The sequence below is a fragment of the Nonomuraea sp. NPDC059194 genome (assembly GCF_042754765.1).
GTDB lineage: Bacteria > Actinomycetota > Actinomycetes > Streptosporangiales > Streptosporangiaceae > Nonomuraea.
Genome location: NZ_JBHZBH010000052.1, coordinates 1 through 18,006, shown reverse-complemented (window position 1 = coordinate 18,006; position 18,006 = coordinate 1). Strand labels below are relative to the sequence as shown.

The following is an 18,006-nucleotide window of genomic DNA, read 5'->3' as shown; positions in this document are numbered from 1 at the left end:
CCCGTGATGAGCGTCCCCGGCGCTCGGACGGCCCCCGAGCGGCGGGGACGCTTCCACGTCTGCCCGTGATGAGCGTCCCCGGCGCTCGGACGGCCCCCGAGCGGCGGGGACGCTTCCACGTTTAACCGTGGCTCCCACACGAGCTCGCGGCTCCCACTACCCGCGCCTTTCACCTCCGCCCGCGACTCCCCACCCGCTGGCGGCCTCCACGCGTGCGCCTGACTTCCCCGTCGGCCTGTGGTTCGCGCCTCCGGTGGGTCAGGTGGCACCCGAGCGGTGGGGACGCTCACCACGCCTGCCCGGCCCCCAGGGCCCGGACGAACCCCGGTGAAACGAAACGGCCCCCTCCCCGACTGATCCGGGGAGGGGGCCGTTCTAAGTCACGGGCCGAGGTCTGGCGGCTCGCCGGTGTCGTCACCCGGTTCCTCGGTCGCCCCGTCGGTCGGGATGTCCGTCGGCTCCTCCGTCGGCGGGAACGTCGGCTGCTCGGTCGGCGGCTGCTGCTCGGGCCCCGTCGAGACCACGATCGTGACCGTCGTCTTCTGGTTCTGCGGGCTGCCCGCCTCGGGGCTCTGCGTGATGACCGTACCCGGAGGCTGATCGCTCGGCTGGGGCACCACCTTCACCCTGAAGCCCTCGGCCTTCAGCTCCCGCTCGGCGTCCTCCTGCGTCTTGCCGACGACGCTGGGCAGCGGCACCTGCGCCTTGGGCACGTACAGCTTGACCGACTCGCCCTTCTCGATCTCCGTGCCGGCCTTGGGCTTGGTGTCGAAGACCTTGTCCTGCGCCCTGGAGGAGACCACGGGCGTGACCACACCCTCCAGCCCTTCCTTCTCCAGCTCGATCCTCGCGTCCTCCGGCGAGAGGCCGATCAGGCCGTCGGGCACCTTGACCTTCTCCGGCCCCGTGGACACCTTGAGCGCGATCGTCGCGCCCGCGTCCACCTTGGTGCCGGCCTGCGGCTCGGAGCTGATGACCACGCCCTTCTCGACCTCGGGGTCGGGCGCCTCGGTCACCGTGAACTTCAGCTTGAGCGAGGTGAGCTTGGCCTCGGCGTCTTCCCGGGTCTGCGTGGCCAGCGGCGGAACCGTGATCTGCGCCGCCGCGGACGTGCCGCCCCCTGAGCCCAGGAACTTGTAGCCGACGAAGACGAACGCGCCGATGATCAGCAGCGGGATCAGGATCCACGCCGCGGTCTTCACCACGGTGCCGCCGCCGCCACCGCTCGCGCGCCGCCTGCCGCCGCGGGTGGGCTCGCCGCCGTCGCCGTACTCGTAGGGCTGGATCGCCCCGGTGCGCTGCGCGGCGGGGCCCGCGCCCTGGGTCGCGGCCATCGTGCGGGTGCCTGCGCCGTAGTTGCCGGCCATGGTCATCGTCTGCGCCTCGACCGGCATGCCGCTCATCGCGCGCTGGATGTCGGCCCGCATCTCGCCTGCGCTCTGGTAGCGCTGGGCGGGGTCCTTGGCCATCGCCTTGAGCACGATCGCGTCGGCCCACTTGGGAATCTCGGGGTCGATCTGCGACGGCGGGATGGGCTCCTCGCGCACGTGCTGGTAGGCGATCGCGACAGGGGAGTCGCCGGTGAACGGCGGCTGTCCCGTCAGCAGTTCGTACAGCACGCAGCCGGTCGAGTAGATGTCGCTGCGGGCGTCGACCCGCTCGCCCCTCGCCTGCTCGGGCGAGAGGTACTGGGCGGTCCCTATCACCTGCGCCGTCTGCGTCATCGTGGCGGCCGAGTCGGCCATCGCGCGGGCGATGCCGAAGTCCATGACCTTGACGTCACCGTTGCGGGTGATCATCACGTTGGCCGGCTTGATGTCGCGGTGCACGATGCCGCCGCGGTGGCTGTAGTCGAGCGCCCGCAGGATGCCGTCGACCAGCTCGACCGCGCGCTCTGGCAGCAGCCGGCGGTCGGCCCGCAGCAGGTCGCGCAGCGTGCGGCCGTCGACATACTCCATCACGATGTACGGCACGGGCGCGCCGTCGGTGGTGTCCTCGCCGGTGTCGTAGACCGCGACGACGGCCGGGTGGTTCAGCGACGCCGCGGACTGGGCCTCACGACGAAAACGGGCCTGGAAGGTGTGGTCGCGCGCGAGGTCGGCCCGAAGCGTCTTGATCGCGACGATGCGGTCCAGTCGGATGTCTCGTGCGCGATACACCTCGGCCATGCCGCCGCGCCCGACGACACCGTCGAGCTCGTAGCGACCTCCGAGTAGCCGAGGCTGAGTCATTTCCTGCACTGTCCCTTACCGTTCATCTTGGGTACCGGCCGGCTCGCGGGCCGCCAGTGTCCATCATCGACCCCGCGACGCATCACGTCTCCTCGTTCGGCGGGATGGTTTCGCCGGGGTCGGGGGAGCCAGTCGGTGTCACTGTTGGCGTCGGGGTGGGGGTGGGCGTTGGGGTGGGCGTCGGGGTCGGGGTCGGGGTCGGCTTTGGCGTCTTCGTCGGCGTCGGCCGCTGTGTGGGCGAAACCGACGTGCTTACCGTAGCTGACCGTGAGGGTACCGGCCGAGCGGTCCTCGGCGGAACAGTGGTGGGGCGGCGTGGCGGCGTCTTGGTCCTGCTCGGCTTGACGGACGGCGAAGTTTCTATGGTTTTTGTGGGTTCCGTCACGTTGGGGGTTTCGCCGAGGCCGTAATTGGCAATAGCAAATGTCCCGAGTCCGACCGCCGCCGCGCATCCGGCCGTCGCCACCAGCACCGTGGTGCGCCGCCTGCGTCGCCGCGCGGGCTCGGAAACCCGCGTCATCGCCGGATCGTCGCCATACGGCCCCGAACCGGGCCCGCCATACGGCTCCGAACCGGCCCCGCCATACGGCCCGGCCGCGCCCGAAGGCACCGGGGTGGGCGGGCCATACCTTCCGCCGCCCGGAGGGACCGGGGTCGGCGGACCGCCATACGGGTCGGCCGTGCCGGGAGACGTCGGGGTGGGCGTGCCATACGGGCCGGACATGCCTGGAGGTACCGGGGTGGGCGTGCCGCCGTATGGGCTGCCGGGCGTGCCGTACCCAGGATCCGTGCGGTGCCCCTCACCGAACGGCGGGTTGACGCGGAACCCGGCGGGATCGGTCAGCATGCGCAGCTCGGTGCCGTAGTCGTCGGCGCTCACCAGCGACTCGCGCAGCGCGGCGGCCCGCTCGGCCAGCTCCCGCGCGCTTGCCGGCCGCATCGACGGTTCCTTCGACAGCAGCGCCGTCACCAGCCCGCGCACCGCCGCCGGGATCGCCGGGTCGAGCGGCGGGGGAGTCGCGCTGAGGTGCTGGAGGGCGATCGCCACCTGGCTGTCGGCGTGGAACGGCGTGCTGCCGGCCAGGCACTCGTAGGCCACCACGCCGAGGGAGTAGAGGTCGGTCGAGGGCGTCAGCGGCAGGCCCTGCGCCTGCTCGGGGCTGACGTACTGCGCGGTGCCCAGGACGGTGCCGGTCTGGGTGACCGGCGCGGCCTCCATCGCGCGGGCGATGCCGAAGTCGGTGACCTTGATCGTGCCCTCGCGGGTGACGAGCAGGTTGCCCGGCTTGATGTCGCGGTGGATGATGCCCGCCGTGTGCGCCGCCTGCAGCGCCTTGGCGGTCTGGTGGATCACGTCGAGCGCCACCTCGGGCCCGAGCGCGCCGTTGCGCGCCAGGATGGCCGACAGCGGCTCGCCGGGCACCAGCTCCATCACGAGGTAGGCCAGATCGCTCTGCTCGCCGTAGTCGAAGACCTGGGCGATGCCGGGGTCGGACAGTCCTGCGGTGATCCGCGCCTCGTTGCGGAAGCGGGCCAGGAACGAGGCGTCGGCCGCGATGCCGCCCCTCATGATCTTGACGGCGACCTCGCGGCCGAGCAGTTCGTCCTTGCCGCGCCAGACCTCGCCCATGCCGCCGACGGCGATGCGCGATACCAGAAGGTAGCGCTCGCCTAGCCTGCGGCTGGGGGAGGTCACTTCGAGAGCACCGCTTCCATCACGGCCTTGGCGATCGGGGCGGCGGTCTGGCCGCCGGAGGCCTCGGTGCCCGCGCTGCCCGACTCGACGATGACCGCTACCGCGACCTTCGGGTCCGCGGCGGGCGCGAAGGAGATGAACCAGGCGTGCGGCGCCTTGCCGGGGGTGGTCTGCGCGGTGCCCGTCTTGCCGCCGACCTCGACGCCGGGAATCTGGGCGCGGTTGGCGGTGCCGTTGTTGACGACGCTGACCATCATCTGCTTGAGCTTGCCGGCGGTCTCGGGGCTGATGGCCTCGGACAGTTCCTCGGGCTCTGCCTCGTCGACGGTGTCGTTCTTGGCGTCGGTGATCTTCTGCACCAGGTAGGGCTTCATGACCTTGCCGTCGTTGGCGATGCCCGCGGCGACCATGGCCATCTGCAGCGGCGTCATCTGGTTGCTGCGCTGGCCGATGGAGGCCTGGGCGAGCGCGGCGGCGTCCTCCTGGGGGCCGATGTCGCTCTGGGACACCCCCATCGGGATCGAGAGCGGCTCACCGGCGCCGAACTTCTTGGCCTGCTCGGCCATCCGGTCGTAGCCGAGATCCATGCCGATCTTGCCGAACGGCGTGTTGCACGAGCGTTCCAGCGCGTACACCAGCGGCACCTGGCCGCCGCCGCAGGCCGCGCCGCCCGAGTTGGGCAGGTCGGCGGTGGTGTTGGGCAGGTCGAGCACCTGCGGGGCGGGCACGATGGTCTGCCCGTCGCGGCTGGAGTCGTCCTCCAGGAACGCCGCCGCCGTCACCACCTTGTAGGTCGAGCCGGGCGGATAGGTGCGGTTGATGGCCCTGTTGACCAGCGGGCCGTTGGTCTTGTCCTCGTCGAGCTTGTTGTAGGCGGCGAAGACCGTCTTCTTGTTGGTGCCCGACAGCACGTTCGGGTCGTAGGTGGGCAGCGAGACCATGGTCAGGATCGCGCCGGTCTTCGGGTCGAGCGCGACGACCGCGCCCCGCTTGCCGCTGGCCGACAGCGCCTCGTGGGCGGCCTTCTGCGCCTTCGGGTTGATCGTCACCTCGACGTTGGCGCCGCGCGTGGGCTCGCCGGTGAACAGGTCGATGCTCTTGCGCAGCAGCAGGTCGGGGTTGCTGGCGTCGAGGTAGCTGTTGGTGGCGCGCTCGATCGCCGACTCGCTCTCCGGCGAGAAGTAGCCGGTGACGTGCGCGAAGACCTTGCCGTCGGGGTACTCGCGGGTGAAGCGGTAGTCGCCCTTCTTGTGCTCGATCGACTGCGCGAGGATCGTGCCGCCCGCCGTGATGCGGCCGCGCTGCACTTCGTAGCGGTCGAAGAAGTTGCGCTTGTTCCTGGCGTCGTCGTTCAGGCTTTCCGCCTTGATGGCCTGCACGTAGTTCACGTTCAGCATGAGCAGCCCGAACATGACGAGACACGCCACGGCCGCGCGCTTGAGAGGCCCGTTCATCGCTGGAACACCTGCGTCATTCCTTCGTCCTGGATCGCCTGGGGCGGGGGGCGTCGGGCGGCATCAGACATGCGTACCAGGAGGGCGATAAGGATCCAGTTAGCCAGCAGCGCTGAACCGCCCTGCGACATGAAGGGCGTGACCAGGCCGGTCAGCGGGATGAGCGCGGTCACGCCGCCGACGATGATGAAGGTCTGCCAGGCCAGGATGAACGACAGGCCGCCCGCCAGCAGCTTGGAGAACGGGTCGCGGGCCGCGATCGCGGTGCGCAGGCCGCGCTCGACGATCAACGCGTAGATGAGCAGCAGCGCCATCAGGCCGGTGAGCCCGAGCTCCTCGCCCACGGCGGCGAAGATGAAGTCGGAGTAGGCGAGCGGGATCTCCTTGGGATGACCCTGTCCGAGCCCCGTGCCGAGGATGCCGCCCGCGCCCAGGCCGTACAGGGACTGCATGAGCTGGTAGCTTCCGCCGACCTCGCGATCGTAGTAGACGGGGTTGCTGGGATCGAGCCACACGTCGAAGCGGTCGCCGACGTGGCTGAAGATCTGCCCCGCGATGTAGGCGCCGCCGACGAACAGCAGGACGCCGATCAGCACCCACGAGGTGCGCTGGGTGGCGATGTAGAGCATCACGATGAACGCGCCGAACAGCAGCAGCGAGGAGCCGAGGTCCTTCTGCATCACCAGCACGCCGAGGGCGACCGCCCAGGTGATGAGCACGGGGCCGAGGTCACGGGCGCGGGGCAGATCGATGAACAGCAGTCGCTTGCCCGCCAGCGCGAGCACGTCGCGTTTGGCCACCAGATAGCCCGCGAAGAAGACGACCAGCGCGATCTTGGCGAACTCGGACGGCTGGATCGTGAAGCCGAAGATGCTGATCCAGATGCGCGCCCCGAAGAACTCGCGGCCGAGCCCCGGGATCAGCGGCGACAGCAGCGCGATCAGACCGATGAAACCCGCGGTGTAGGTGAGCCGCTGCAGCGCGCGGTGGTCGCGCAGCACGATCAGCGTCACGATGAAGAGCACCACACCGACGCCGGTCATGACGATCTGGTTGGTGGCCGACGCCTGGTCCTGGCCGGCCAGCTCCAGCCGGTAGATCATCACCAGGCCGAGGCCGTTGACCAGGGTGACCAGCGGGAGGATCAGCGGGTCCGCCCATGGGGCGAACTTGGCCAGCACGAGGTAGGCGGCCAGCATGAGGCCGCCGAGGCTCAGGCCGTACGTCAGCATGCCCGCCGGGATGGCGCCGTCGACGGCCAGGCCCACGTTGGCGTAGGCCCCCATGACGATCGCCACGGCGCCGGCCAGCATGAACAGCTGCGCCGCACGCCGCTTCGCGGGCATGGGAACGGGGGTCGCGACCACTTCGCTCACCTACTGGGACCTCGTCTTGGTCGGGGAGGAGGACGGGGTGGCCGAGGCTTTGGGCTCGCTCGCCTTCTGCTGCTCGGTGGCGTTGAACTTCAGGCTGTTTATCTTGCTGACGCCCTCGACTTCGCTGGCGACCTCGATGCCGTCCTTCACCAGCGCCTGCTCGGTGCTGGACAGCTGGGAGAGCTTGCGGCCGGTGGGCTTGATCACCTCGAAGAACTGGATCGGGCCCACCTCCTGCTGCACTCCGCGAAAAACGACCACCTCGTCGCCCCTGGCTCCGACGAAGTACTGGTCCTGGACCCACTGCCAGCCGAAGTAGCCGCCGGCACCGGCGGCCACCGCGGCCACACCAAGCACGGAGACCAGCACGGGCCACACGCGACGCCGCCTGACCCGACCGGACGCCTCAGCGCCCCGGTAGTCGTCATCGCCGTCATCGGTGAACACCGGCTGGGGTGCGGTCACCGCGCTCACTCGCCCCGCCGGGTCCCCAGGGGAACTCGGGTGCAGGCGGTTCATGCCGGCCGCGCCGACCACCGCCGCCTCGGTCGGCACCTGCGGGGTCTCGGTGAGATCCACCACGTCGGCCAGCACGCAGGTGATGTTGTCGGGGCCGCCGCCTCTGTTCGCCAGGTCGATGAGCTGGCGGACGACCTCTTCGGGGTCGTCGATGTTGGTGAGCGTCGCGTGCAGCGTCTCGGCGCTCACCACCCCCGACAGCCCGTCGGAGCAGAGCAGATATCGGTCGCCGAGCTGTGCCTCGCGCAGCGTGAGGTCGGGATCGACCTCGCCGCTGCCGTCGAGCGCCCGCAGGAGGATCGACCGCTGCGGATGCGTCGCCGCTTCCTCAGGAGTGATCCGCCCGTCGTCCACCAGCTGCTGGACGAGCGTGTGGTCGTGGGTGATCTGGTAGAGCTCCCCGCGTCTGAGCAGGTAGGCGCGCGAGTCGCCGACGTGCACCAGCGCGACCTGGGTGCCGTTCCAGAGCATCGCGGTGAGAGTGGTGCCCATGCCCTTGAGGCTGGGATCCCGCCCGACCATCTCGTGGAGCTTGCGGTTGGCTTCGCGTACCGCTGCCTCGATGGCGTTGAGCAGGTCACCCCCCTGTTGGCTCTCCTCGAGAGATGCCATTGCGGCGATGGCGACGGAGCTCGCCACCTCGCCGTGTGCGTGCCCGCCCATGCCGTCGGCGACGGCGAGCAGGCGGCCGCTAGCGTACGCCGAGTCCTCGTTTCCTTCGCGGAGGAGGCCGACGTCCGAGCGGGCGGCGTAGCGGAGTGCGATGGTCATTTGCGCAATTCAATGACTGTCTTGCCGACACGGATCGGAACTCCGAGCGGCACCGGGGTCGGGCGGGTGACTTTCGAGCGGTCGAGATACGTGCCGTTGGTTGAGCCAAGATCTTCCACGATCCACTGACCGTCCTGAGGGAAGAGTCGGGCATGTCGGCTGGAAGCGTAGTCGTCGGTTACGACCAGCGTGGCGTCGTTCGCCCGGCCGATGGTGATGGGCGTCTCCATGAGAGTGATGGTGGTGCCCTGCAGGGGGCCGCCCGTGACGACCAGCTGGCGCGGCTCCCCCTTCTTGCTCTTGGGCTTGGCGACCGGTTTGGGACTTGCCGCCTTGGCTCGTGGAGCCGCTGGGGCGGTGCGTGAACCGAACAGGTCGGTCCGGATCACCCCGACTGCGGCAATGACAAAGAACCACAGCACCGCCAGGAAGGCGAGCCGGATCAGCAGCAGCGTGAGCTCGGACATGGACCGTTTGTCTACCTCTAATCGCGCCGGAAAACCAGAGTCGTGCGCCCCAGGGTGACACGTGTGCCGTTCTGGAGCTCGATCCTGCGTACCGGCTGGCCGTTGACGAAAGTGCCGTTCGTGGAGCCGAGGTCGACGAGCACGACCTGCGGACCCTCGACGCGCAGCTCCGCGTGGTGCCTGGAGACACCCGGATCGACAAGACGAAGATCGCAGTCGGTGCCCCTGCCGAGCAAGGTCACCGGAGTGGTCAGCTCGTAGGAGCGGTCACCCTGCGGATCGTCCTGGGTGGAGACGAGCAGCCGCGGCTTGCCCCCGAACGCCCCCGGCCTGGAGGCCGGCAGATCGCTCTTGGGCTGACGGATCTCGTCCTGCTCGACCGTCGCCCCCCTGATGACGCCTGAGCGGATGCGGAACAACCCGACCGCCAGGTCGTTGGCCGTTTCAAAACGGACCCGGACCGGTCCCACGAAGGAGTAGCCCTGTTCCTTGGCGTACTCCCTGGCGAGGTTGGCCAGCTCGTGGCTGATGCTGTCGGCGTAGACCTCGAGCCTTTCGGCGTCGGTCGTCGACAGCTCCACCACGAAGTCGTTGGGCACGAGCGTCCGGCCCTGAGCCACGATGGCGGCCCGCTCGTCCATCTCCCGCTGTACCGCGCTGGCGACCTCGACCGGCTGAAGGTCAGATTTGAACGCCCGCGCAAAGGCCCCCTCAACCAAGCCTTCGAGCCTGCGCTCGAAGCGCTGAAGGACTCCCACCGGGTACCTCCCTTCCTCCGTGCATATCGTCGCGGCCGCTGGGGTGCCTGTGGCTCCTGAGTCGCTCTCTTGCACCCAGCTCTTTTCTCCGCGTCTTGATGCGATCGTATCCGGGTTCGGTACCAGCGTCTGATCCGTGCTACTGTTTCTCCGCACCCACAAGGGCGGGTGGCGGAACGGCAGACGCGCACGGTTCAGGTCCGTGTGTCCGAAAGGACGTGAGGGTTCAAATCCCTCCTCGCCCACTCCGGGTCACCGATGTCATCGGTGGACCCACATTGACGAAGAAGAGCCCCGGTTCGCAAGAGCCGGGGCTTGTTTTTTGGTCGCGGCCTGCGCCTTCGTGGGAGACGCTACCTGAGGCCCCTTGCAGGCCGCTTTCATGTCACTTACATGACCTTGTCGTACTTTCCGGTGTTTCGCTGAGAGCTGAGCGATTGGGATGATCCGCACGTCGCCGGGGGTGGCGAGCCTCACTCACGACCCCCGCCCCGTGACCCAGGCTCTCCGGCTCGTGGTCTCGGGGCCCGTGGTTCGTGACCCGAGGTTTCCACCCAGCCTGTGACCCGAGGTTCCCCCCGGCCCGTGGGCCGGGGGGAACCTGCCGGTCAGGCCGCTCTGGTTCAGGCCGCTCTGGTGTCCAGGAGCTCGCCGAGCAGGTCGCCCAGGCTCACCATGCCGATCACCGACTGGTCGCCGGCCGTCACCAGGCCCAGGTGCGCCCGCGCGTCCTGCAGGGCCGCCACCGCCTCGGGCACCTGCGTGACGCACGCCAGGCGCGGCAGCGGCCGCGCCAGCTCGCCCGCCGTCGCCTCGGGGCGCAGCACGGCGTCGCGCGCGTGCAGCACGCCCCTGATCTCGTACGGCGTGCCGACCAGCAGCCGCAGGTGCCCGCTCTGACCCGCGGCCCGCCTGATCTGGTCCGCGCCCGCGTCGGCGGGAACCATGACGACCCTGTCGATCGGGACCATGAGCCGCTCGATGCCCTCGGCCTGCAGCCGCAGCGCCCTGGTGAGCAGGTCGTGCTCCTCGCGGTCGAGCAGGCCCATCCGCCCCGACTCGCCGACCAGCATGGCCAGCTGGCGCGGCGTCCTGGTGGTAGCCAGCTCGTCGCGGGCGTGCACCCCGAACAGGCGCAGGATCAGGTTGGTGAAGCCGTTCAGCGCCCACAGCAGCGGGCGCACCAGCCACGTGAAGGCGCGGAAGGGCACCGTCAGCAGCATCGCGGCCGCCTCGGGGTGGGTCAGCGCCCACGACTTGGGCGCCATCTCGCCGACGACCATGTGCAGGAACGTGACCAGGGCCAGCGCGATCGCCAGGGAGACCGGTGCCCGCAGGCCCTCTGGCAGGCCCAGCCAGCCGAAGACGGGCTCCAGGTAGTGCTCGATCGCGGGCTCGGTCACCATGCCGAGGCCCAGCGTGCACAGCGTGATGCCGAGCTGCGCGCCCGCCAGCATGAGCGACAGCTGCTTGCCGCCGCCGACCGCCGACTTGGCGACGAGCCTGGTCAGCCTGCCGCTGCCGGAGGCGATCTCCTCCAGGCGGTGCCTGCGCGACGACACGAAGGCGAACTCGGCGGCCACGAACAACGCGTTGAAGGCAAGCAGCGCGAGGCTGAGGACGAGGAGGGCGAGCGGGTTCAGGTCCACTTGCCCACCTCCGCGTGGTGCGGGGCGGGGGCGAGCCGTACCCACTCGGGAACGCGGCGCTGCAGCGACAGCACCGTGATGACGGCCTGCGCCTCGGGGGCCTCGTCCTCGAACGGGTCGGCGTCGGCGACAAGCTCGACGGTCACCCTGTCGCCTGGCTCGGCCATCCGGCCCAGCCTGGCCAGCACCAGGCCGGCCACGGTGTCGTAGTCGTCGCTCTCGGGGAGCGCGATTCCGGTCGCCCGCTCGATCTCGTCCAGCCTGAGGGTGCCGGGGACGTCCCAGACGCCGCCGGGGCGCTCGATCGCGCCGACGGGCTCGGGGTCGTTCTCGTCGACGAGCTCGCCGACCAGCTCCTCCGCCAGGTCCTCGACGGTCATGACGCCGGCCAGCCCGCCGTACTCGTCGATGACGCAGACGAGGTCGTCCTTGGCGCCGCGCATCTGCTCCAGCACGAGCGGGAGCGGCAGCGAGTCGGGGACGAGCAGCGCGGGCCTGGTGATCGCGCTGATGGGGCCGTCCTCCAGGCCGGAGGCCAGCAGTTCGCGCACGCCGGTCACGCCCACCACGTCGCCTTCGGGACCGAGCACCGGGTAGCGCGAGTGGCCGCACTCGCGCATCGTCTCGATCAGGTCGGAGATCGAGCGGTCGTCGCGCAGCACGACCACGCGCGGCCGGGGGACCATGGCCTCCTCCGCGATGCGGTCGCCGAACTCCAGCGCCCGCTCCAGCAGGTCCGACAGCCGCGGCGGCAGCTCGCCCGCCCGGGTGGACTCGGCGATGATCCTGGACAGCTCCTCCGGGGTCGCGCCGTGCTCCACCTCCTCCACGGGCTCGACTCCCACCCGGCGCAGCAGGCCGGTGGCGGCCGAGTCGAACAGCTTGATGACCGGGCCCGCGACCGCCAGGTACATCAGCGTCGAACGGGCCAGGAACTTGGCCACAGGCTCGGGCTTGGCGATACCGAGGTTCTTCGGGGCGAGCTCGCCGAGCACCATCTGGATGACGGTCGCCACGAAGACGCCGATGGCCACGGAGAAGGCCGCGGAGAAGGCCACCGGCAGGTCACCGAGCAGGGGCCGGACGAGAGTCGCGATCGCCGGTTCGGCGAGGTAGCCGACGAGCAGCGCGGTGACGGTGATGCCGAGCTGCGCGCCGGAGAGCATGAACGACAGACGAGAGGTGACCTGCAGCGCCCGTTCGGCGGCCGCGTCACCGGCGTTCGCCTGCTCGCGCAGGATGCCCCTGTCGGCGGCGACGAAGGCGAACTCCTGGGCGACGAAGTAACCGGTCGCCGCGGTCAGCAGGAAGAGGGCGAGAATGCCGAGATAAGCGCTCATTTCGAGCTCGCAGAGGGTCCCGTGCGGATGCACGGGCTAGTACTCCATGGGTCCGGAGCGGACACGATCATCCTTTCGGTCGAGGTTTCCCACAACCGTAACGACCCAGGTGGCGTCAGATGTTTCCGGAGGGACTTCACGTCCGGTCCGCGTACTTTTCCGTGGTAAATCCTTACCGAGCAGTCTGCACTTGCGGGAGGTACGAAGTACCGTCGAAGCCATAGCGAGGGGGAGAAAACGACGTGACCGAGGACGACCGCACCAGGGCCATGCGCTCGCCAGGTGACGCCCGCCCGCTGCCCAGGCCGCAGGGCGGCCCGATGCGCTCGGGTGGCGCGCCCGCGCACCAGGTCCCCGGCGCCGAGCCCACCAGGGTCAACGCGCCGCCGTCCGCGGCCGAGCCGCCGCGATCCTCCTCCCGCGTGTACGGCAAGGCCCGCTCCGGCAACAGCCCGGTCCGCCCGCTCGGCAAACCGCCGAAGGAGCCCCGCGCCCCCCGCACGCCTGGCGGGCCCCGGCTCGGTGGCCGGATCAAGGGCGGCACCATCCTGAAGATCCTCGCCGGGGTGGTCGCCGTCCTGCTGGTGCTGTCCGTCGTCGGGTTCTTCTGGATCAACGGACGGATCAAGAGCGTCGAAGGTGTGCTCGACGACTACGAGGGCCGCCCCGCTGACACCCCGGGCACCAACTGGCTGCTGGTCGGCTCCGACAGCCGTGAGGGCCTGTCCGCGGCCGACCGCAAGAAGCTCGCCACGGGCAGGGCCGTCGGCCGGCGCACCGACTCGATGATGCTGCTGCACATCCCCGACGGCAGCGACCGGCCCACCCTGGTCAGCCTGCCGCGCGACTCCGCGGTCAGCATCCCGGGCCAGGGGCGCAACAAGCTCAACGCGGCCTTCGCCATCGGCGGACCCCAACTGCTGACCCGCACGGTCGAGAACGTCACCGGCATCAGGATCGACAACTACATGGAGGTCGGTTTCGCCGGGTTCGTCGACATCGTCGACGCGGTGGGTGGCGTGGAGATCTGCGTCAAGAACGCGATCAACGACCCCAAGGCCGGCCTCAAGCTCAAGAAGGGCTGCCAGGAGATGGACGGCGGCACCGCGCTCGGCTATGTCCGCACCAGGAAGGGCGGGGCGCTGCCCGACTTCGAGCGGACCAAGCGGCAGCGGCAGTTCCTCAGCGCGGTCGTGAAGAAGGCGGCCAGCCCCGGCGTGCTGATCAACCCGTTCACCTCGATCCCGCTGGCGATGGGGGCCACCGACGCGGTGCGGGTCGACGGCTCCACCGGCGCGTTCGACCTGCTGTCGCTCGGGCTGGCGATGGGGGGCGACCCGGTGACGACCGTGGTGCCGTTCGGCGGGAACGAGAGCGTGGCGGGCGGCGACGCGGTCAAGTGGGACCGGGCCGCGGCGACCCAGCTGTTCGACGCCCTGAAGGAGGACAGGCCGGTCCCGAAGGACGTCCTGGACAAGAGCTGACCTCCCGGGCGGCCGGTTGAGCCGGGGTCGGCTCAACCGGAGGGGATCAGTCGGATGCGGAGCCGGGTCGGCTCAGCTTGAGGTTTACCAGCGGGTACGGCTCAGCCGGAGGCGCCGACGGCTGCGCTGATGGCCGCGGTGGTCGCGGCGATCATGATGACCGCGTTGATGTCGGCGATGGTCTTGGCGACCGCATCGCCGGCCCACTCGCCCTCGGTGATCTCCTTGATGCGTTCCTTGCTGGCCCCTGGGAAGGCCTTGCGGTCCAGCTTGCAGGCGTGCATGACCGCGATCAGCACCGCCGTACGCGCGTCGGGCTCGGCTCCGGACAGCACGCCCGCCACCCGCTCGCGGACCTCCGCCTCCACGCTGCCGTCGGCCTCAGGCCAGCGCGTCGTGGGGAAGACGCCGAGCACCTTGCCGCGCTGCTGCGTCAGTACCCCGGCGTCGGCGAGCTTGGTCAGCAGGCGGGCCTTCAGCTTGGGGGTGCCGATCTTGCTGACCCACCAGGCGGGCTTGCGCTCCTTGCTGTCTTCCGCGATGCGGGTCAGGACGTCGTCGAGGTCGGCGTCGCCGCTGCCGGCGGCGTTCTTCACGACGACCTTCTTCTGCGACAGCTCGATGCGGTCGTCGACGGCCAGTTCGGCCAGTACGGCACCGCCGAGCGCGGCGCCGAGCTCGGTGGAGCCGATCAGCTGCCTGCCATCGTCCTCGCTGTGGGCGAGCAGCAGCACCTCTTCGGCGATGGTGACGGTCATGCCCCGACCCTATGCCGTAAGGGGCTCGTAAGCGTTGCCAGGGGCAGCGCGTGGTCAGGTGGGCATATGAAGCTCCTACGCCATCCAGTGACCTGGATCACCGCGGCGGTGGTGTTCGGGGTCGCGATGTACCTGTTCCAGCCGTGGCGGCTCTTCACGACCGTGGAGGTGAACGAGCCCTTCCCTGCGGCGGTCGCCGTACCGTCGGCGGAGCCGTCCCGGAGCCCGTCGGCCCAGGGCCAGCCGCTCCCGGGCCAGTCACCCACGGGCCAGGCGGGGGTCGGTACGGCTCCCGCGGCCACAGTGCTCCTGTCCGGAAATTTCCGGACGCATGAGCACAAGACCACGGGTGTCGCGAAGGTGCTCAGGCTCCCCGACGGCAGGCGGGTCCTGCGGATCGAGCGCCTGTCCACCTCCGACGGCCCGGACCTGCGCGTCTGGCTGAGCGACCAGCCGGTCACCGACTCGTGGCGCACCTTCGACGACGGCGCCTACCTGGAGCTCGGCCACCTGAAGGGCAACAAGGGCAACGCCAACTACGCCATCCCCGCCGACGCCGACCTCGACAGCCTCACCAGCGTGTCGATCTGGTGCAAGCGGTTCAGCGTGTCGTTCGGCGCTGCCGCCCTCACTCCGGAGAACCGGTAACTTGCCGGATATGTCGATTTCCGCGGAACTGCACGCCCTTGGCCGTCCTCTGCTCGACGCGCAGCTCGCGCACCCCACCGTCGTGGGCATCGGCAGGGGAGACCTCGAGGAGAAGGTCTTCAGGTCCTGGCTCGAACAGGACTGGCTGTTCCTGCACGACTACGTGCGCGTGTTCGCCAGGCTGGCCTGGCAGGCGCCCGCCGCGCACCTCGGCGACCTGGTGGACCTGGCGCACACGACCTACCATGACGAGCTGTCGCTCCACCGGTCGCTGTCGGCGGAGTTCGACGCCGACCTGGACGGCGCGAAGAAGGGCCCCGCGTGCGCGGCCTACACCTCGTTCCTGCTGGAGTCGGCCGCCGACTACGCCGAGGGGCTCGCCGCGCTCTACCCGTGCATGTGGGGCTACTCGACGCTCGGCCGGATCCTCGCGGAGAACAAGCCGGAGGAACCCCGCTACCGCGCCTGGGTCGACACCTACGCCGACCCCGGTTTCGCCGCCCTGACCGGGCGGATCGCCGAGATGATCGATGAGGCGGCCCCTGACCTCTCCAGGGCGAAGGCGCTGTTCAGCGAGGGCATGCGCCACGAACTGGCCTTCTGGGACGTCCCCTGACCCCTGCCTCGGCACCGGACGCCCCGGCACCGGACGCCCCGGCACCGGACGCCTCGGCACCAGACGCCTCGGCACCAGACGCCTCGGCACCGGACGCCTCGGCACCGGACGCCTCGGCACCAGAAGCCCGGCAGCACGGCACCCGGTATCCCCGCATCGGGCATCCCGGCGTCGGGCCGTCGCGCCCTTTAGTCTGGACCCATGCCGGAACTTCCCGAAGTGGAGTCGCTCGCCGAGTTCCTGCGCGAGCGGGCGGTCGGCCGCACGGTCCTGGCCGTCGACGTGGTCGCCTTCCAGGCGCTCAAGACCTTCGACCCGCCGGTCACCGCGCTCGGCGGGCTGAGCGTGACCGGTGTGGCGCGGCACGGCAAGTTCCTCGACCTCGACTGCGACGGCCTCCACCTGGTCACCCACCTGTCGAGGGCGGGCTGGCTGCGCTGGCGCGACGACCTGTCGGGCGCCAAACCCGTCCGCCCTGGCAAGACTCCGCTCGCCGTCCGGGTACGGCTGGCGCCCGACGACGAGGGCATGGCGCCCGGCTTCGAGCTGACCGAGGCGGGCACGCAGAAGCGCTTGGCCGTCTACGTCGTCAAGGATCCGATGCAGGTGCCCGGCATCGCCTCGCTGGGGCCCGACCCGCTCGTTCCCGAGTTCACGGCGCAGGCGTTGAAGCGGATCGTGGACGGCAACCGTACCCAGATCAAGGGCCTGCTCAGAGACCAGAAGATCATCGCGGGCATCGGCAACGCCTACTCCGACGAGGTGTTGCACGCGGCGAAGATGTCACCCTTCAAGATCGCCGCGACGCTGACCGACGCGCAGATCGCTGACCTGCACGAGGCGATCGTGACCACGCTGCGCGAGGCGGTGGAGCGCGCCCACGGGCTGGCCGCCAAGGACCTCAAGGCCGAGAAGAAGTCGGGGCTGCGCGTCCACAACAGGACGGGGCAGCCGTGCGACGTGTGCGGCGACACGATCCGCGAGGTGTCCTTCGCGGACTCGTCGCTGCAGTACTGCCCGACGTGTCAGACCGAGGGCAAGATCCTGGCCGACCGCCGGATGTCGAAGCTGCTGAAGTGAGTCAGGCGACGAAGGGCGGCTGACCCGACTCGCTGACCATGGGCTTGCCCGCCGTCTCCCACGACTGCATGCCGCCGCCGACGTTGACCGCGTCGCGGCCGATGTGGTTCAGCCACGCGGCGGCGTGCGCGGACCGGCCGCCGACCCTGCACACGACGTAGACGGGGCCGGACGGGAGCTCGTCGACACGGGCCTGGAGCTCGCCGAGCGGGATGTGGGTGGCGTCGGGGGCGTGTCCGGCGACCCACTCGTCGTTCTCACGGACGTCGAGCAGGAAGGCGCCGCTGGGCAGCTGGGTGACGTCGATTTCGGGGACGGTCATGCCTCCCATTCTCGCCGACCCGCCACACCACAACCTCCCGGGGCCGGGAAGGTCCCCGCGACGACCAACCGTCGGGTTTCGCTGGCCGGCCCAGACCAGTGGGGTTCCTGGCCTGGGCCATGGGTGAATCGGTCTCCCGGGTGGGCCAGCGACGACTTTCCAGGTGCTCAGGTCAGCAACCGGTGCCGGAACCGCGGTTGACGCAGTTGTCGGGGACGTTGGCCACGATCGCGGTGAACTGCCGGGTCAGCGCGCCCTCGTTCAGAACACCGCCGCCGGTGGCAGTACCACCTCCGGTGGCCATGGCCACGTTGACGGTGACGAGGCTGTTGCGCAACGTCATCGGGTCGCTGTTGTAGATGCCGCCGCCTAGGGCCTCGCCGGTGGCGCCGGAGGCGGTCGCGATGTTGCCCCTTACAACGGCCCCGTTGATCTGCGCTGTCCCGCCGAAAGCGGCGAAGATCCCGGCGCCCGCAACGGTGGGAGCGTCGACGCTGTTTCCTGAGACGATGCCTCTGGTGATGTTCAGAGTGTTGTCGAATGAGAACACTCCACCGCCCTGTGCGGCGTCAGCACCCGTGGCGACGTTACCGCGCACAGTGCTGTCGATCAGGGTGAGAGAGCCAAAGAAGCTGGCGATGCCGCCGCCATCGCCCTCTGACTCGCCCGCTGCGGTGTTGTCGCGGATGGTGCTGTTGCGTATCGTCACCACCCCGGAGGAATTGAAGATGCCGCCACCGGCGGCTAGTACTACATGGCTAGATCGCACGAGGTGATCGATCGGTTTCCCTGCGCGAGAAGGCTGGGGTATGTGACTGTGCTGGCGTGCCCCAGCCT

16 protein-coding genes and 1 tRNA gene are annotated in these 18,006 nt (G+C 69.8%); 5 read left to right on the top strand and 12 right to left on the bottom strand.

Annotated elements, in window-relative coordinates; genetic code table 11:
* Window positions 1-380: 380 nt before the first annotated feature.
* The 7 genes from pknB to ACFXJ8_RS38920 form a co-directional block, all read right to left on the bottom strand.
* The gene (pknB, locus tag ACFXJ8_RS38950) at window positions 381-2,231 is read right to left on the bottom strand and encodes a Stk1 family PASTA domain-containing Ser/Thr kinase (RefSeq protein WP_379649797.1); all 1,851 of its coding nucleotides are present in this window, start codon (window positions 2,229-2,231) and stop codon (window positions 381-383) included.
* Between the two features lie 82 nt (window positions 2,232-2,313).
* Window positions 2,314-3,927 (bottom strand): serine/threonine-protein kinase, encoded by a 1,614-nt coding sequence (locus ACFXJ8_RS38945; RefSeq protein WP_379649795.1) that lies wholly within the window; start codon window positions 3,925-3,927, stop codon window positions 2,314-2,316.
* Window positions 3,924-5,381, bottom strand: coding sequence for a peptidoglycan D,D-transpeptidase FtsI family protein (locus ACFXJ8_RS38940; protein ID WP_379649793.1), 1,458 nt, complete (start codon window positions 5,379-5,381; stop codon window positions 3,924-3,926). Before ACFXJ8_RS38940 ends, ACFXJ8_RS38945 begins: the two co-directional genes overlap by 4 nt.
* The gene (locus ACFXJ8_RS38935; protein ID WP_379649859.1) at window positions 5,378-6,727 is read right to left on the bottom strand and encodes an FtsW/RodA/SpoVE family cell cycle protein; all 1,350 of its coding nucleotides are present in this window, start codon (window positions 6,725-6,727) and stop codon (window positions 5,378-5,380) included. Before ACFXJ8_RS38935 ends, ACFXJ8_RS38940 begins: the two co-directional genes overlap by 4 nt.
* Window positions 6,728-6,757: 30 nt before the next feature.
* The gene (locus tag ACFXJ8_RS38930; protein WP_379649791.1) at window positions 6,758-8,047 is read right to left on the bottom strand and encodes a Stp1/IreP family PP2C-type Ser/Thr phosphatase; all 1,290 of its coding nucleotides are present in this window, start codon (window positions 8,045-8,047) and stop codon (window positions 6,758-6,760) included.
* A complete protein-coding gene (locus ACFXJ8_RS38925) occupies window positions 8,044-8,514 on the bottom strand; it encodes an FHA domain-containing protein (RefSeq protein WP_379649789.1) in 471 nt (156 codons plus the stop codon). The genes ACFXJ8_RS38930 and ACFXJ8_RS38925 overlap by 4 nt, the downstream gene beginning before the upstream one ends.
* Before the next feature lie 17 nt (window positions 8,515-8,531).
* Window positions 8,532-9,272, bottom strand: a complete 741-nt coding sequence (locus ACFXJ8_RS38920; RefSeq protein WP_379649787.1) for an FhaA domain-containing protein — start codon at window positions 9,270-9,272, stop codon at window positions 8,532-8,534.
* A 162-nt stretch (window positions 9,273-9,434) separates the two neighbouring features.
* Between ACFXJ8_RS38920 and ACFXJ8_RS38915 the strand changes: the two genes are divergently transcribed.
* Window positions 9,435-9,517: transfer RNA gene (locus tag ACFXJ8_RS38915), tRNA-Leu, on the top strand.
* A 378-nt stretch (window positions 9,518-9,895) separates the two neighbouring features.
* On the opposite strand, the gene ACFXJ8_RS38910 is transcribed toward ACFXJ8_RS38915, so the two are convergent.
* Together ACFXJ8_RS38910 and ACFXJ8_RS38905 are read right to left on the bottom strand one after the other, a co-directional pair.
* Window positions 9,896-10,921: a hemolysin family protein gene (locus tag ACFXJ8_RS38910; protein ID WP_379649784.1), complete on the bottom strand. Its 1,026-nt coding sequence runs from the start codon at window positions 10,919-10,921 to the stop codon at window positions 9,896-9,898.
* Window positions 10,912-12,261, bottom strand: coding sequence for a hemolysin family protein (locus ACFXJ8_RS38905; RefSeq protein WP_379649783.1), 1,350 nt, complete (start codon window positions 12,259-12,261; stop codon window positions 10,912-10,914). The genes ACFXJ8_RS38910 and ACFXJ8_RS38905 overlap by 10 nt, the downstream gene beginning before the upstream one ends.
* A gap of 242 nt (window positions 12,262-12,503) precedes the next feature.
* Between ACFXJ8_RS38905 and ACFXJ8_RS38900 the strand changes: the two genes are divergently transcribed.
* On the top strand, window positions 12,504-13,745 hold the full coding sequence (locus tag ACFXJ8_RS38900; protein ID WP_379649781.1) for an LCP family protein: 1,242 nt from the start codon (window positions 12,504-12,506) through the stop codon (window positions 13,743-13,745).
* Window positions 13,746-13,846: 101 nt separating this feature from the next.
* Here ACFXJ8_RS38900 and ACFXJ8_RS38895 read toward each other — a convergent pair whose 3' ends face one another.
* The gene (locus ACFXJ8_RS38895; protein ID WP_379649779.1) at window positions 13,847-14,503 is read right to left on the bottom strand and encodes a GPP34 family phosphoprotein; all 657 of its coding nucleotides are present in this window, start codon (window positions 14,501-14,503) and stop codon (window positions 13,847-13,849) included.
* A gap of 66 nt (window positions 14,504-14,569) precedes the next feature.
* Between ACFXJ8_RS38895 and ACFXJ8_RS38890 the strand changes: the two genes are divergently transcribed.
* The 3 genes from ACFXJ8_RS38890 (at window position 14,570) to ACFXJ8_RS38880 (ending at window position 16,847) form a co-directional block, all read left to right on the top strand.
* Complete coding sequence (locus tag ACFXJ8_RS38890; protein ID WP_379649777.1) at window positions 14,570-15,151, top strand: DM13 domain-containing protein; 582 nt, start codon at window positions 14,570-14,572, stop codon at window positions 15,149-15,151.
* 10 nt (window positions 15,152-15,161) lie between these two features.
* The gene (locus ACFXJ8_RS38885) at window positions 15,162-15,767 is read left to right on the top strand and encodes a TenA family protein (RefSeq protein WP_379649775.1); all 606 of its coding nucleotides are present in this window, start codon (window positions 15,162-15,164) and stop codon (window positions 15,765-15,767) included.
* A gap of 201 nt (window positions 15,768-15,968) precedes the next feature.
* The gene (locus ACFXJ8_RS38880) at window positions 15,969-16,847 is read left to right on the top strand and encodes an Fpg/Nei family DNA glycosylase (RefSeq protein WP_379649773.1); all 879 of its coding nucleotides are present in this window, start codon (window positions 15,969-15,971) and stop codon (window positions 16,845-16,847) included.
* Window position 16,848: 1 nt separating this feature from the next.
* On the opposite strand, the gene ACFXJ8_RS38875 is transcribed toward ACFXJ8_RS38880, so the two are convergent.
* Both ACFXJ8_RS38875 and ACFXJ8_RS38870 read right to left on the bottom strand, forming a co-directional pair.
* Window positions 16,849-17,178 carry a rhodanese-like domain-containing protein gene (locus tag ACFXJ8_RS38875; protein WP_379649771.1) on the bottom strand — a complete coding sequence of 110 codons (330 nt, stop codon included), beginning with the start codon at window positions 17,176-17,178 and terminating at the stop codon, window positions 16,849-16,851.
* A 163-nt stretch (window positions 17,179-17,341) separates the two neighbouring features.
* Window positions 17,342-18,006 (bottom strand): hypothetical protein (locus ACFXJ8_RS38870; protein WP_379649769.1); only part of this gene is annotated, 665 nt, incomplete at its 5' end.